The organism is Streptomyces sp. NPDC006510, assembly GCF_040611955.1.
Classification (GTDB): Bacteria; Actinomycetota; Actinomycetes; order Streptomycetales; family Streptomycetaceae; genus Streptomyces.
The window spans coordinates 1-14,831 of the sequence record NZ_JBEXPH010000120.1 but is presented as its reverse complement, the minus strand read 5'-3'; the positions used below and the strand labels follow the sequence as shown (position 1 = coordinate 14,831).

11 protein-coding genes and 2 pseudogenes are annotated in these 14,831 nt (G+C 71.3%); 8 read left to right on the top strand and 5 right to left on the bottom strand.

Annotation, left to right across the window (positions count from 1 at the left end; all coding sequences use genetic code 11):
- Positions 1-141: 141 nt before the first annotated feature.
- Both ABZY11_RS29285 and ABZY11_RS29280 read right to left on the bottom strand, forming a co-directional pair.
- Positions 142-360, bottom strand: a complete 219-nt coding sequence (locus tag ABZY11_RS29285) for a hypothetical protein (protein WP_356482018.1) — start codon at positions 358-360, stop codon at positions 142-144.
- A gap of 183 nt (positions 361-543) precedes the next feature.
- Positions 544-3,510, bottom strand: coding sequence for a BTAD domain-containing putative transcriptional regulator (locus ABZY11_RS29280; RefSeq protein WP_356482017.1), 2,967 nt, complete (start codon positions 3,508-3,510; stop codon positions 544-546).
- A gap of 260 nt (positions 3,511-3,770) precedes the next feature.
- On the opposite strand from ABZY11_RS29280, the gene ABZY11_RS29275 reads away from it, so the two are divergent.
- Positions 3,771-5,000 carry an amidohydrolase family protein gene (locus tag ABZY11_RS29275; RefSeq protein WP_356482016.1) on the top strand — a complete coding sequence of 410 codons (1,230 nt, stop codon included), beginning with the start codon at positions 3,771-3,773 and terminating at the stop codon, positions 4,998-5,000.
- 55 nt (positions 5,001-5,055) lie between these two features.
- On the opposite strand, the gene ABZY11_RS29270 is transcribed toward ABZY11_RS29275, so the two are convergent.
- Both ABZY11_RS29270 and ABZY11_RS29265 read right to left on the bottom strand, forming a co-directional pair.
- Positions 5,056-5,883: a MerR family transcriptional regulator gene (locus tag ABZY11_RS29270; protein WP_356482015.1), complete on the bottom strand. Its 828-nt coding sequence runs from the start codon at positions 5,881-5,883 to the stop codon at positions 5,056-5,058.
- 230 nt (positions 5,884-6,113) lie between these two features.
- On the bottom strand, positions 6,114-6,317 hold the full coding sequence (locus ABZY11_RS29265) for a cold-shock protein (protein WP_003967102.1): 204 nt from the start codon (positions 6,315-6,317) through the stop codon (positions 6,114-6,116).
- Positions 6,318-6,734: 417 nt separating this feature from the next.
- On the opposite strand from ABZY11_RS29265, the gene ABZY11_RS29260 reads away from it, so the two are divergent.
- From ABZY11_RS29260 to ABZY11_RS29245, 4 genes are all read left to right on the top strand, one after another.
- Positions 6,735-7,613 (top strand): menaquinone biosynthesis protein, encoded by an 879-nt coding sequence (locus tag ABZY11_RS29260; RefSeq protein ID WP_356482014.1) that lies wholly within the window; start codon positions 6,735-6,737, stop codon positions 7,611-7,613.
- Positions 7,614-8,095: 482 nt separating this feature from the next.
- Positions 8,096-9,865 (top strand): serine/threonine-protein kinase, encoded by a 1,770-nt coding sequence (locus ABZY11_RS29255; protein ID WP_356482013.1) that lies wholly within the window; start codon positions 8,096-8,098, stop codon positions 9,863-9,865.
- Between the two features lie 72 nt (positions 9,866-9,937).
- Positions 9,938-11,137: a cyclic dehypoxanthinyl futalosine synthase gene (mqnC, locus tag ABZY11_RS29250; RefSeq protein WP_356482012.1), complete on the top strand. Its 1,200-nt coding sequence runs from the start codon at positions 9,938-9,940 to the stop codon at positions 11,135-11,137.
- Positions 11,138-11,144: 7 nt separating this feature from the next.
- Positions 11,145-11,771: a hypothetical protein gene (locus tag ABZY11_RS29245; RefSeq protein WP_356482011.1), complete on the top strand. Its 627-nt coding sequence runs from the start codon at positions 11,145-11,147 to the stop codon at positions 11,769-11,771.
- Positions 11,772-11,793: 22 nt separating this feature from the next.
- On the opposite strand, the gene ABZY11_RS29240 is transcribed toward ABZY11_RS29245, so the two are convergent.
- Positions 11,794-12,522, bottom strand: a complete 729-nt coding sequence (locus tag ABZY11_RS29240) for a DUF3152 domain-containing protein (protein WP_356482010.1) — start codon at positions 12,520-12,522, stop codon at positions 11,794-11,796.
- Between the two features lie 136 nt (positions 12,523-12,658).
- Here ABZY11_RS29240 and ABZY11_RS29235 point away from each other — a divergent pair, with 136 nt between their 5' ends.
- The 3 genes and pseudogenes from ABZY11_RS29235 to ABZY11_RS29225 form a co-directional block, all read left to right on the top strand.
- Positions 12,659-13,351 carry a demethylmenaquinone methyltransferase gene (locus ABZY11_RS29235; protein WP_356482009.1) on the top strand — a complete coding sequence of 231 codons (693 nt, stop codon included), beginning with the start codon at positions 12,659-12,661 and terminating at the stop codon, positions 13,349-13,351.
- Between the two features lie 146 nt (positions 13,352-13,497).
- Positions 13,498-13,566: pseudogene (locus tag ABZY11_RS29230) on the top strand (zinc-ribbon domain-containing protein); the annotation flags it as partial.
- 81 nt (positions 13,567-13,647) lie between these two features.
- Positions 13,648-14,831: pseudogene (locus tag ABZY11_RS29225) on the top strand (zinc ribbon domain-containing protein); the annotation flags it as partial.

Here is a 14,831-nt window from a genome sequence, read left to right as displayed (position 1 = left end):
GGCACGAGCTGGTGGCTCGTGCCCCTCTTCCGGTTGTGCGCCCCCGTCCTGCGGTCGTGCGTCCCCCCGGACGTACGACGGCCGCGACGGCTCCCCCTCCGTGCCGCCGCGGCCGTTCCCCCGTACCCCGTCGACTGCGGCTTAGTTGGCCGGCTCGCTCGTGGCGTGGGTGTCCATGAGCTTGATGTCGCCGCCGGTGGCGTGGGTGTCCGTGAGCTTGATGTCGCCGCCGGTGGCGTGCGTGTCCTGGGTCGTCACCGACCCGGTCTCCGCGCCGGTGGCGTGGGTGTCCTGCGGCTTGATGATCGGGTCGGTCTTCTTCTTTTCGCCCATGATGGTCATCTCCGTTGTGGCTGGCATGCTGCGTAGGAGAGGCCCGCCCAGCTGTTCCCCCGTGGACTGCCGGACGGGCCCCTGTCAGGGCCGCTCACCCTAATGGCTTGGCCGCTCGTCGCCCCGTCTGCCCCCCGACACGACGGATCGACAGGCATGAGCTTGCCGCTCGGCGATAAACGAACGATGAACGACTGGGCCGGGCCGGCGTCAGGGCCGCTCGGGGGAGACCCGGACAAGAAGGTCGCGAATCCCTGCCGCCTCGTCGGAACCGAGGTCGTCGTAGATCGTGAGGGCTTCGCGCCAGCAGACTACGGCCCGTCCCGACTGGCCTATCCCGTCGAGGGCGTGCCCGAGGACGGTGAGTACGTTCCCCCGACGCCACTCCCCGCCGATGCCGCGCAGGACGGTCAGCGCCATTTCCGCCTTGGAAGCGGCCTGGGCCGCGTTGTCTCCCGCCAGATCCGCTTCCGCGAGGCGGAACAACGTCATGCCTTCCCAGAGTCGTTGGCGGCTGTCACGGAAGACCTTCAGGGCTTCCAGGAAGCTGTCGGTCGCCTCGGTGAGTTCCCCGCTCCGGGTCAACGCGATTCCGAGTGCGTAGCGAGCATTGGCTCCCCGGAGCGAGTGCCCCATCCCGTCGTAGATCTCGATCCCCTCGCGGGCCAGCGCGACAGCGCTCGCCGTCCGGCCCATGGCCAGGTGGACCCGGGACAGGTTGCACAGCGCGGAAGCCTCTCCCGGGAGGTTCTCGCCGGCACGGAAAACCTCGATTGCCTGAGTCAGGTACTTCTCGCCGTCCTCGTGGCGGCTCTGATAAATGGCGATGACCCCGAGGTGGTTGAGCGCCCAGCAGTTGGGAAGCGGATCGTGCCCGTCGTGCGACAACTCCACTACCTGGAGAGCCTCCTGATCGGCCTGAGCGAACCGGCCGGCGCCCAGGTGGGCGTTGCTCAGTGTGACCAGAGCGCGCCGTTCGGCACGGAGGTCGCCGCACGTGCGGGCGGCACTCAGGATGAATGAGGCAGCGGCCTCGTACTGCTTGGAGTTCGCGCCGGATTCGGCGAGATCCAGGGCGGCCCACAGAAGGTCGATCGCCCGGCGGAGCGCTTCCGGCCCGGACGACTGGCGTACGCATGCCAGCAACGGACCGGCTTCCGAGTAGAGCCAGTCCTGGGCATCGTGCCGGTCGGTGAACGACAGCCCCTCGTGCTCCGTCGGCTCCAGGTGGTCCACCAGCCGGTCCCCCGGCCGCTCCAGCGCGTACACCCCCGCCGCCGTGGCCAGATAGAAGTCCAGCAGCCGCGACAGCGCCGACTCCCGTTCCTCCAGGGGCTCCTCGCCCCGCTCCGCGCAGGAGCGCGCGTAGAGGCGCACAAGGTCGTGGAAGCGGTAGCGGCCGGGGGCCGCGGACTCCAGGAGGCTGGTGTCGACCAGCACCTCCAGGAGGTCCTCCGCGGTGTGCGCCTCCAGGTTCAGCAGGGCGGCCGCCGCGGCGAGGGAGATGTCGGGGCCGTCGGCCAGGCCGAGGAGGCGGAAGGCGCGGGCCTGGGCGGGTTCCAGCTGGCCGTAGCCGAGTTCGAAGGTGGCCTTCACCGCGAGGTCGCCGGCCTGGAGCTCGTCCAGGCGGCGGCGTTCGTCGGCGAGCTTGGCGGCCAGGACGGAGACCGTCCAGGTGCGGCGGGCGGCCAGCCGGGAGGCGGCGATCCTGATGGCCAGCGGGAGGAAACCGCAGGCGGCGACCACGTCGAGGGCGGCCTCGCGCTCGGAGTTGATCCGCTCCTCGCCCACGATGCGGGTGAAGAGCTGGAGCGCCTCCTCGGGCGACATCACATCCAGGTCGACGAGGTGGGCGCCGGCCAGGTCGACCATGCGCACGCGGCTGGTGACCAGGGCCGCGCAGCCCGCGGTGCCGGGGAGGAGGGGGCGGACCTGGGCCGCGTCGTGGGCGTTGTCGAGAAGGACCAGGATGCGGCGGCCGTCGAGCGTGGAACGGTACAGCGCGGCGCGTTCGTCCAGCGAGTCGGGGATCGCCGAGTCCGCGGTGCCCAGGGCGCGCAGGAACGCGCCGAGGACGGTCTCCGGCTCCGCCGCCCGTGCGCCCGCGCCCTGGAGGTCGACGTACAGCTGGCCGTCCGGGAAGTGCTGGCGCGCCTGGTGGGCGACGTGCACGGCGAGGGTGGTCTTGCCGACGCCGCCGATGCCGGCCAGCGCCGAGACGGCCATCACCGAACCCTCGGCGGTCGCCAGCCGGTCGCCCAGCTCGCGTACGAAGGAGGCGCGGCCGGTGAAGTCCGGGACGGTGGCCGGGAGCTGGGCGGGCCGCACCGGCGCGGGGGCCTGGGCCGGTTCGTCCGCGGGGCGGGCCAGTTCCTCGTCGGCCCGCAGGATGCGCTGCTGGAGCTGGGCCAGCTCGGGGCGCGGGTCGACGCCCAGTTCGTCGGCGAGCAGCCGGCGGGTGTCGGCGTAGACGGCCAGCGCCTCGGCCTGGCGGCCGCTGCGGTACAGGGCGATCATCAGCAGTTCGCGCAGCCGTTCCCGCAGGGGGTGCGCGGCCGTGAGCGCGGTCAGTTCGGATACCGCCTCGGCGTGGCAGCCGACCTCCAGATCCAGGTCCAGGCGGGACTCGGTGAGCTGGAGCCGCCATTCCTCCAGCCGGGTGCGCTGGTTCTCGGCGTACGGTCCGGGCACCGAGGCCAGGGCCTCGCCGTCCCACAGCCCGAGCGCCTTGCCGAGGAGGGTCCGGGCCTGGGAGCGGTCGCCGGACGCGCGGGCCTTCTCCGCGTCGGCCGCCAGCTCCTGGGCCACCGTCACGTCGAGGGCGTCGTGGCCGGCCCGGATCGCGTACCCGCCGGCGTCGCTGATCAGCGTCTGCGGGTCGAGGACCTTGCGGAGCCGGGAGGCGTACGTGCGTATGGCGGCGAGCGCCTGCGAGGGCGGCTCGTCGCCCCAGATGGCGTCGATGAGTTCGGCGGCGGTGGCCGTGCGGCCGTCGCGCAGGAGGAGTGCCGCCAGCAGGGCGCGCTGCTGCGGCGAACCGGACGACAGCGCTTCGCCGTCCCGCCATGCCCGTACCGGACCGAGCACGGAAAAGCGCAGATCGACGCCGCCCGCCGGCCGCTGTTGCGGAGCGCGCTGCTCCGGAACACGCACGTGCGACCCGTTGTCACGGTCCATTGCTGCCCCCTGCCCTGCTCGCCCCGCCTGTGCTGCCCATCGTGCTTGATGCTGCCCGCCTGGATTGCCCGCCCATGTGCCGTCCGGGGCGGGTGGATCCGGATTGCTCGGTACCGCTGGTATCGCGCTCAACAGTCTGCCTTGTCTTGGGTGGCACGTCAGCAGTGGGTGACTCTCTGCACAAGCCCTCGACAACGATTACCGAACAGGTCAGGTCCGGATAGCTGACGGGTCGTCAGATCGGCGCTACCGTGGTGGGCATGGAGACCTTCCCGAAGATCATCTCGGTGGACGACCACACGGTGGAGCCCCCTCATGTCTGGCGGGACCGGCTCCCGTCCAGGTACCTCGACCGCGGCCCGCGGATCGTCCGCGCACCGCTCAAGGAAATGACCTTCATGGGCGGAAAGTTCGCGCCCGTGATGGGTGCGAAGGGTGACGACGGGCCGATCGGCGACTGGTGGGTGTACGAGGATCTGCACCGCCCGCTCACCCGGCTCGACACCGCGGTCGGCTACGACCGGGACGAGATCAAGCTGGAGATCATCACCTACGAGCAGATGCGTCCGGGTTCGTTCTCGGTCCCCGAGCGGCTCGCCGACATGGACGTCAACCATGTCCAGTCCGCCCTCTGTTTCCCCACCTTCCCGCGCTTCTGCGGCCAGACCTTCACCGAAGCGAAGGACCGTGAGCTGGGGCTGCTCGGAGTGCGCGCGTACAACGACTGGATGGTCGAGGAGTGGTGCGGGCCCGAGGCGCACGGCCGACTCGTCCCGCTCACCCTGATCCCGCTCTGGGACGCGCGACTGGCCGCGGACGAGGTCCGGCGGAACGCGGCGCGCGGCGTGCGCGCGGTGGCATTCTCCGAGATACCCCCGCACCTCGGACTGCCGTCGATTCACACGGACGAGTGGGACCCGTTCCTGCGGGCCTGTGACGAGACGGGGACGGTGATCGCGATGCACATCGGCTCGTCCTCGAAGATGCCGTCCACCTCGGCCGACGCCCCGCCCGCCGTCGGATCCACCATCACCTTCGCCAACTGCTGCTTCTCGATGGTCGACTGGCTCATGAGCGGCAAGTTCGAACGGTTCCCGAACCTCCGGATCATGTACGCGGAGGGACAGATCGGCTGGATCCCGTACATCCTGGAACGCGCCGACGTGGTCTGGGAGGAGAACCGGGCCTGGGGCGGCGTTGCCGACAAGGTCCACCGCCCGCCGTCGGAGCTGTTCGCCGAGCATGTCTACGGCTGCTTCTTCGACGACGCCTTCGGGCTGAGGAACCTGGATTCGATCGGCGTCGGGAACGTCCTGTACGAGACGGACTACCCGCACTCCGACTCCACCTGGCCCAAGTCGCGCGAGGTCGGCGAGGCGCAGATGGGGCATCTGGACGCCGATGTGGTGGACCGGATCGTGCGCCGCAACGCGATCGACCTGCTGGGGCTGACGGACGACGGCCGGTGGGCGGGGCCCGGAGGAGCGTGACGTACCCGGGCCGGAAGGGTGCGCGACGCCCCCTACCGGCCCGGGACGTGCGGCGTCAGGCCCTGGTGACCGGCTCCTGGATCTCCGTCACCCACTTGTCCCGGTCCTCGGGGCACTCCAGGCTGATCTCCCGGGCGTACCCGGCGGACCGGTAGCCGTTGGCGTCGATCCAGCGGGCCAGGGCCTGGGACGTCGGCAGTACGCCGTCCATCGAACCCCGGTGCACGATGGTCGCCGCCTCGAACGGGGGCAGCTCCACCACCGTGATCCCGGTGTCGCCCAGCGGGCCCACCGGGGCGGACACCGTGACCCCCGCGTGGACGACGACCGCGCCGCCGCCTTCCGGGGCGTCCTCGTAGTACGCGATCCCGGGACCGCTCGGGCTGACGCCCGCCTCGCCCAGCAACGGGAACAGCCGGTCGTACAGCGGGCCGATCACCGGAGTGATGTCCTCCGGCTCGTAACCGGCCGCGGTGCCGGCCAGCTCGGCGACCCGCACCGCGGCGACATTCTTGACGACGACCTCGTGAACGGACATGTGTCCCTCGCTCTCGATCGACCGGAGCCTCGCCTCGACCTGCGTCAGCCGTGCGGCCGCCGCCCTCATGGCCTCCTCCAGCTCCGCCCGGCGCAGCCGCAGCATCCCGCGCAGCTCCTCCGGTCCCACCTGCTCGTCGAGGATGGCCCGCACCTGCTGGAGCGTGAAGCCGAGATCCTTGAGAGCGATGACGCGGTTGAGCCGGGCGAGCTGGGCGGCCCCGTAGAAGCGGTAGCCGGTGGCGGGGTCGGTACGGTCGGGGCGCAGCAGCCCGATGGCGTCGTAGTGGCGCAACATCCGGGCCGACACCCGTCCGTACCGGGCGAATTCTCCGATGGTGAACATGATGTCTCCCAGCCCACCGCTTCACACGGGGTCAAGGTCAAGCGCCGCCGTCCTGAGACCGGGCACCGGAAGAAAAAGGGGGAGAGAAGGGGGAGCAGGGGAGCGGAGAGGAAAGGAACGGGAGCGGCAAATGGGGAACGCGAAAAGGCAGGAGCCCCGTTCCCCGCCGAGGCGGAGGAGCGGGGCTCCTTGGGTACTACTAGCCGGCCGCGATCGGCCGACCCGGGCAACTAGGCCGGGGTGACGTTCTCAGCCTGCGGACCCTTGGGTCCCTGAGTGACGTCGAAGTTCACGACCTGGTTCTCCTCGAGGGAGCGGAACCCGGACGCGTTGATCGCGGAGTAGTGAACGAAGACATCCGGGCCGCCGCCGTCCTGGGCGATGAAGCCGAAGCCCTTTTCAGCGTTGAACCACTTGACGGTTCCGGTAGCCATAAGCCCTCCTTGGGCCAAAGGGTTGCCCTGCTCCAGAACCTGCAAAGAAGTCTGAAAACTACAAAAGCCTGCGGGTTACATGCTCCGCAGGCTCTGTACTGCAAGGGAAACCAAACTGCAACTTGCGTCGAGCCTAGCACGCAGCGTGTATCGAAGGGTAGAGGGAAAGATCACTTCACCCGGATGTTTGATTGGCCTGCTGATGAGCTGACGAAGTGCGCGTACCGGAGGGTGTCGCGGAGGCGACTTCGAGGGGTACGGAGGGCGCCTCCGGGGTGCCGCCGGAAGCGGTTCCGGTACGGCTCGGGGCGGCGTCCGGGGTCCCGGACCGTGGGAGCCGGGCTCCCGGGGAGTGACACCGGCTGCGCCCGCGCCCCCGGTGCCCTCCGGATCGCGCCACGGGTCTAGCCTCGCGATGTGGACAATTCAACCGTCTCAACCGTCGCAGGCGACGACCGTCGCAGCCGGCCGCGCGTCGGCCACATCCAGTTCCTGAACTGCCTTCCCCTGTACTGGGGACTGGCGCGCACCGGGACCCTGCTCGACCTGGAACTCTCGAAGGACACCCCGGAGAAGCTCAGCGAGCAGCTGATCAGGGGCGATCTGGACATCGGTCCCGTCACGCTGGTGGAGTACCTGCGCAACGCCGATGACCTGGTCGCCTTCCCCGACATCGCGGTGGGCTGCGACGGGCCCGTCATGTCGTGCGTGATCGTTTCGCAGGTGCCGCTGGACCGGCTGGACCGGGCACGGGTCGCCCTCGGCTCGACCTCGCGCACCTCCGTGCGGCTGGCCCAGCTGCTGCTCGCCGAGCGGTACGGGGTCAGCCCGGACTACTACACCTGCCCGCCGGACCTCGGTCTGATGATGCAGGAGGCGGACGCCGCCGTGCTGATCGGCGACGCGGCGCTGCGCGCCAACCTGCACGACGCGCCCCGGCTCGGCCTCCAGGTCCACGACCTGGGCCGGATGTGGAAGGAGTGGACGGGGCTGCCGTTCGTCTTCGCGATCTGGGCGGCCCGCAAGGACTACCTGGCGCTCCGGCCGGACCAGGTGAACAAGGTGCACGAGGCCTTCCTGGCCTCGCGGGACCTCTCCCTGGAGGAGGTCACCAAGGTCGCGGAGCAGGCGGCGCGCTGGGAGGCCTTCGACTCGGAGGTGCTGGAGCGGTACTTCACCACCCTGGACTTCCGCTTCGGCCCGGACCAGCTGGCGGGCGTGCGGGAGTTCGCGCGCCGGGTCGGTCCGACGACCGGCTTCCCGGCGGACGTGAAGGTCGAGCTGCTCGGCGGCTGACCGCAGGACGGGGCGCCGGGCGCCGGGCGCCGGGCGGCGGGGGTGCGGTGCGTGGGGGCGGGTGCTGGGTGTGCCTTGTGCGGAGTGCGCCTTGCGCGCGGAATGCCCGGGATATAGATGAATCCCGTACCTTTCCGGGCCGCTTATCCCGCCCCGCTCCTCTCCTCCCGCTCGCACCTTCCGTTCTTCCTCCTCCCGTTCTCTCTCCTTCTCTCCCGCTCCTTCTCCGGTCGCTTCTCGCGGGCAGGTATCGATTCGGGTTAATCCGCGTCGAATAGTCAATTCCCGGGCAGTGCCTGTCAGGTGTCCCGGCCGGTAGTGGAATCGCTCGGGTGAACGACGCATTCACGCCTTTTGTTGTGTCGAAAGCTGTTGTTCGTTCCCTCAGGGGCGAAATAGGCGGATGGTTTCCTCTGTGACCCGATGACCTTCGCCCCCTAGGCTTCGGTCGGAGGTCAGGCCGGTCCACAGGGGGAGTCCATATGCAGCCGCTGGAAGCCGGCGAACCGCTGACCATCGGTCCCTACCGATTGCTCGGCAGGCTCGGTGCGGGCGGCATGGGCCGGGTCTATCTGGGGCGCAGCGCGGGCGGGCGCACCGTCGCGGTCAAGGTCGTGCACCCGCATTTCGCCCTGGACGAGCAGTTCCGCGCGCGTTTCCGGCGCGAGGTGGACGCGGCACGGCGGATCGGTGCGCAGTGGACGGCGCCGGTGCTGGACGCCGACCCGGGCGCGCCCATTCCGTGGGTCGCCACCGGCTACGTGGCCGGCCCCCCGCTCTCCGCCGCCGTCGCCGAGCACGGGCCGCTGCCCGGGAACGCGGTACGGACGCTGGGCGCCGGACTGGGGGAGGCGCTGGCCGCGGTGCACGGGCAGGGGCTGATCCACCGTGATGTGAAGCCGTCCAACGTACTGCTGGCCCTGGACGGCCCCCGGCTTATCGACTTCGGGATCGCCCACGCCATCGGCGCCACCGCCTCGCTCACCTCCACCGGGGTCTCGGTCGGCTCGCCCGGCTACATGGCACCGGAGCAGATCCGGGGTGTCGACATCTCGGGTGCGGCCGATGTCTTCTCGCTCGGCGCGGTGCTCGCGTACGCGGCGACCGGTAGCGCTCCCTTCCTCGGCGACTCCTCGGCCGTACTCCTCTACAAGGTGGTGCACGAGGAGCCCGAGCTGGGGGAGCTGGAGGGGGACCTGCGGGAGATCGTCGCCGGGTGCCTGGAGAAGGAGCCCGAGGACCGGCCCACGCCCATGGAGCTGGCCCGGCGGCTGGCACCGGGCGGGGCCGCCGCGCTGGTGGCGGCCGGCTGGCTGCCCGGACCACTGGTGCGCGAGGTCAGCCGGGCCGCGGTCGCGCTGCTGGACCTGGAGCCCCAGGACGCGCCGGTGCAGTCGGGGCCGGTGCCGTTCAGCAACGCGGCGTGGGGTGCGGGCGGCGCCGACGGAGCCAACGCATTCAACGGTGCGCACGGGGCCGGAGGTCCGAACGGGGCAGGCGCCGCGAGCGGCGGGTTCGGGCCGCCGGCCGGGCCGCTCCCCACGCACGCCCCGACCCGGCCACCCCGCCCGGACGGGCTGCCCGGACAACGTACGTCCGACCCCCATTTCTCCGTCACCGTCAGCGCGGACTCCGCCCCGGCCCGGCCGGATGCGAACCGGGGCCGGAGGCTGAGCTGCACCGTCGCCCTCGCGGTGGCGGGTGCGCTCGCCGCCGTGACCGTGGGCAGCGCGTTCCTCTTCGACCTGATGCCGGGCGGCGGCGGACGGAACAGTGCCGAGCACGGCAACGCCGACAGCACCCCGCCGGCCGCCACCGCGTCCGTCCGGCCGTCGCGGCCCGCCGACTCGGGCACGGGGAGCCCGGAGCAGATCACCGAGCTGCCGAAGGAGTTCATCGGCACCTGGAAGGGCCCGGTCACCGAGAAGACCACCGGGGCGCCGCACGGCACGCTCACCGCAGTCTTCACCGCGGGGAAGAAGGGCACGGACGTGGTCCGGATGAACACCGAGCTCAGCAACCTCGGAGTCACCGTCAGCTGCAACAGCGTCGCCAGCCTCACCTCCGGCACCGCCGAGGAGTTGACGCTCCACGAACGCGTCGACCCGGACCGGCCCAGCACCCCGACCCTGTGCACCTCCACCACCACCGACGTCCACTTCACCCTGGCCGCCGACGGCACCCTGCGGTTCCGGTCCGAGGAGCGCGGCGCGGGTCTGCCGTACGCCACGCTGACCAGGTCCGGCGGCTGACCCCGAGAGGGGCTGGCGTACGCTGAACCGGTCCGTAGATCCGTTGAAAAACCGCCGAAAGGTGACAGCCCGGTGACCGAGAAGGCCGACCTTCAGCCCATCCTCGACCGAGCCGCCGAAGGCGGTCGGATCTCCCCGGAGGAGGCACTCGACCTCTACCGTTCGGCGCCGCTGCACGCACTGGGCACGGCCGCCGACGCCGTACGCCGACGCCGTTACGCCGGTACGGAGCACATCGCGACGTACATCATCGAGCGCAACATCAACTACACGAACGTCTGTGTCACGGCCTGCAAGTTCTGTGCCTTCTACGCCGCGCCGAAGGACACCGCCAAGGGCTGGTCGCGCGATCTCGACGACATCCTGCGCCGCTGCGCGGAGACCGTCGAACTCGGCGGTACGCAGATCATGTTCCAGGGCGGTCACCACCCGGACTACGGCGTCGAGTACTACGAGGAGCACTTCTCCGCGATCAAGAAGGCGTTCCCGCAGCTGGTCATCCACTCGCTGGGTGCCTCCGAGGTCGAGCACATGGCCCGGATCTCCGAGGTCTCCGTGGAGGAGGCCGTCCAGCGCATCCACGCCGCCGGTCTCGACTCCTTCGCGGGAGCGGGCGCCGAGCTGCTGCCGGCCCGGCCGCGCACCGCGATCGCCCCGCTCAAGGAGTCCGGCGAGCGTTGGCTGGAGATCATGGAGATCGCCCACCGCCTCGGTGTCGAGTCCACCTCCACCATGCTGATGGGCACCGGTGAGACCAACGCCGAGCGCATCGAGCACCTGAGCATGATCCGCGATGTACAGGACCGCACCGGGGGCTTCCGCGCGTTCATCCCGTACACGTACCAGCCCGAGAACAACAAGCTGAAGGGCCGGACGCAGGCGACGCTCTTCGAGTACCTGCGGATGATCGCGATCGCCCGGATCTTCCTCGACAACGTCGCGCACATCCAGGGATCCTGGCTGACCACCGGCAAGGAGGTCGGCCAGCTGTCGCTGCACTACGGCGCCGACGACCTCGGCTCGATCATGCTGGAGGAGAACGTCGTCTCCTCGGCCGGTGCCAAGCACCGCTCCAACCGCCTGGAGATCATCGACCTGATCCGCAAGGCGGACCGGGTGCCGGCCCAGCGCGCCACCACCTACGAGCACCTCGTCGTCCACGACGACCCGGCGAACGACCCGGTCGACGAGCGTGTGGTCTCGCACATCTCGTCCACGGCGATCGAGGGCGGCACGGCACACCCGGAGCTGAAGCTCCTCAACGCCAACTGAGGCCGTTTTGCTGACGGTTCACGCCGCCGACGCGGTGCACGGCACCCCGGACGGGGCGGACTCCGTGGCCGTGGACGGCGGTGTGGTCGTCGCCATCGGCGAGTACGGGGAGCTGACCGCCGCCCGTCCGCAGGCCCGGATCCGGCGGTGGTCCGGGCTGATCACCCCGGGGCTGCTGAACGCGGCGGCCCCGGCGCTGCTGGAGACGGCCTACCACCCGGACCCGCGCGAGGCCGACGAGCTCGGCACCGAGCCGCTCACCGGCGACGCGCTCACCGCGCTCGCCATGGACGACGCCCGCTGGGGCGCGAGTGCCCGGCGCGGCCTGCAACGGATGCTGCGGCACGGTACGACCGCCGTGCGGGGGCCCTTCACCCGACCCGCGGTGCGCACCGCGGTCGCCCGTTCGGGACTGCGCGTCCACGCCCCCGGCCCGTCGGCCGGACCCGCTTCCCTCGACCCACTGGCGTCCGTACCGGAACCGGCCGGGGCGTTCGCGACGGCCCTGACCGTCGGCGGGCCCGCGGACCTCGCCGTGTTCGGCGTACCGGACCTGGCGGCGCTGCGGACCGAGGGCGCCGGGAGTTGCGTGGCGACGGTGCTCGGCGGCCGGCTGGTCTTCCGCCGCAGCTGACGCGTACGTACGGCGGGCCGGCTCACGGCACCGGCGGGCCGCCCAGGTAACGGCCCTTGGCGTCGTACGGCCAGGCGTTGGAGACGCACCCCTTCAGCCCGTAGATCTGCTGCATCATCGCGGGGGCGGGGCGGCCCTTGCCCGGACAGGTCTCGTGGCCGCGGCCCAGCCAGTGGCCGACCTCGTGGTTGATGATCAGGGCCCGGTACTCGGCGAGCGGGCCGTGGAATTCGGGCGAACCCCGCTGCCAGCGCTTGAGGTTGACCACGACGTCGGTGCCGACCCGGCAGTTGACCTCGCCGTGGGTGTCGAGGCCGCCCTGCCCGCAGATGGTGTCGGTGGTCGCGGGGGTGGCGATCCGGATGACGAGCCCGGCCGGTCCTTCGGCGACCCGGCGGAAGATGTGCTCGCCGTGGTGCGACCAGCCCCGTGGCGCGGCGAGTATCCGGGCGATCTCGGCGGCGGCCCGGTCCGGGTCGACGCCCGATCCGTCCTCCACCTCGACGCGGTACGCCTTGCTCCTGGCCTTGCCCTTGCCGGTGTCCTGGGCGCGGGCGACGGTGAACGTGCCGGTGCCCGGTGAACTTCCGGACGCGGACGGTGCGGGCGCCTTCCCCTCGGCGCCGGTGCTCCACCGGGGCCCCGCCACGACGGCGGCGCCGATCAGCGCCACCGGGACGACGACAGTGACGAACAGGCGTCCTCGGCGGTGTTCCGGCCGCGGCCGGCGGCCTGCGCCTCGTGCGGACATCTGGGTTCCCCCTGGATCCCGGCGGCTCCGTGCCCCCTCTGTAGTGACCGCCGGTGGAACCGATCGGTTCAGTCCACCCGGGTAATGACCTGCGACCGGCGCCGAGCGCCGCGGACCGGGCTGCTTGAATGGGTGGGTGACCCGAGCCTCCCTGGACAAGCAGCCGCACGAAGTCGCCACGATGTTCGACGACGTGGCGGCGAACTACGACCTCACCAACGATGTGCTGTCACTCGGCCAGGCCCGGCTGTGGCGCAAGGAGGTCGCGAAGGCGGTGCACGCCCGCCCCGCGGAGAAGATCCTCGACCTGGCCGCCGGCACGGCGACGTCGTCGCTGCCGTTCGCCGCGACGGGTGCGTACGTCGTGCCGTGCGACTTCTCCCTCGGCATGCTCCAGGAGGGCAAGAAGCGCAACTCCTGGCTGCCGTTCACCGCGGGCGACGCCACCAGACTGCCGTTCCGCGACGAGACCTTCGACGCCGTGACGATCTCCTTCGGGCTGCGCAACGTCCAGGACACGGACGCGGCGCTGCGCGAGCTGTACCGGGTGACCAGGCCGGGCGGACGGGTGGTGATCTGCGAGTTCTCGCAGCCGACCTGGGCTCCGTTCCGCACGGTCTACACCGAGTACCTGATGCGGGCGCTGCCGCCGGTCGCCCGCGCGGTGTCGTCCAACCCCGACGCGTACGTCTACCTCGCCGAATCCATCCGCGCCTGGCCCGACCAGCCCGGACTCGCGGCCGCGCTCCAGCGGGCCGGCTGGTCGAAGGTCGCCTGGCGCAACCTCACCGGCGGTGTGGTGGCGCTGCACCGGGGTGTGCGCCCCTGACACAACGCTTCGGTGACTTCCGTCGACGGGAACCGGGCGGCGGGGTAGATGTGTCCGTTGAAACGCACATGCTGAAAAGCACGTGCTGAAAACACACATGTCTTCCCCGACACCGTCCCCTCCCCGTTCCTGCCGCCGGAGACCGCATGCCGTTGTACTGCCCGTTCTGTGGAACACAGGCCCCGGACGGGGCGCGCTTCTGTATGAAGTGCGGGCGCGAACGCCCGACCGTGGAGCCGGCCCCGGCGGCCGGGCCGGCGCAGGCCGTCCCGCCGGCGATGCCGGACGCTCCGCCCGTGCCGCAGTCCCACCGGCCTCCGCCGCCCGGTCACGCGCCGATGCCGGCCGCTCCGCCGCTGCCGGGTCCGGCCGTTCCGTCGCCCCTCGGCGCGTTCTTCGGCCGGACCTTCCGCGGCGACTGGGCGGGATCGGTGAAGGCGGCCGCCTGGCCCACCGGACTGATCCTCGCCCTCGCGGTGGCGCTCGCCATCCCCTCGTACGGGCAGGGCGACGACATCGTCGTCGGCTGGGGCGACCGGCTGCGGATCGTGCTGGCGATGCTGCTCCAGGCATTCGGCGGCGGGTTCGAGCTACAGGCCATCGGCCCGGCGGGCGGACGGAACGGCGGCGAATTCGAGAGCGGCTGGTACGACTTCGAAGGAGGCGTGTCGCAGGGCGGGGCCTCGCTCTCCGTGGTCCCGCTGACCGTCACCGTGCTGTGGGTGGGTGCGCTGTTCCTGGGCGCCCGCAGGGCCCGCGCGCAGGGCGGCGGCCTGGAGGCGGCGGTACGGATCGCCCTGGTGGCCTCCGCCGCCGTCCTGGTACTCGGGCTGTTCGCCCAGCCCGATGTCGCGGATGTGTCGATCTCGTCCACGCCGCTGCTCGCCGCGCTCGGCGCGCTGGTCATCTCGCTGCTCGTCACCGGCGGTGTACTCCAGCGCGACGCGGCGGCCCAGTGGCTGGCCGCGCGGCCGGTGGCGCTCGGCACGGTCCGGGCGGCGGGGACGGCGGTACGGGTGCTCGGCGCCGTACTCCTGCTCTGCAGCCTGATCGGGTACATCGCGTACGCCAACGCCGACGACGTGGACGGCCAGGCCATGCTGATCGCACTGCCGCTGCTGCCGAACATCGGCCTGGCGGTGCTCGGGCTGAGCTGGGGCGCCCCGGTCGAGTACGACATGCGCGGGCAGGTGAGCTTCTTCGGCGCGGGCATGGAGCACGGCGGCATCGGGCTGTCCGAACTGGGCGAGGAAGTGAACGGCTGGGCGGTGGCCGGAGCGCTGGCCGTCGGTGCCGTCTGCGCGCTGGCGGTGGGGATCTCCGCCGCGCGGCGCTCGGCGGACCGGCGCGAACAGGCCACGGTGGGCGCGCTGTTCCTCGCGATGTTCCTGGTGCTGAGTGGGATCAGCGGGGTGTCCGTGAAGCTGTCGGGCGGCGTCGGGGGCGGTCGGGGCTGGGGCCCCGGGCCCCCGGGTTCTGC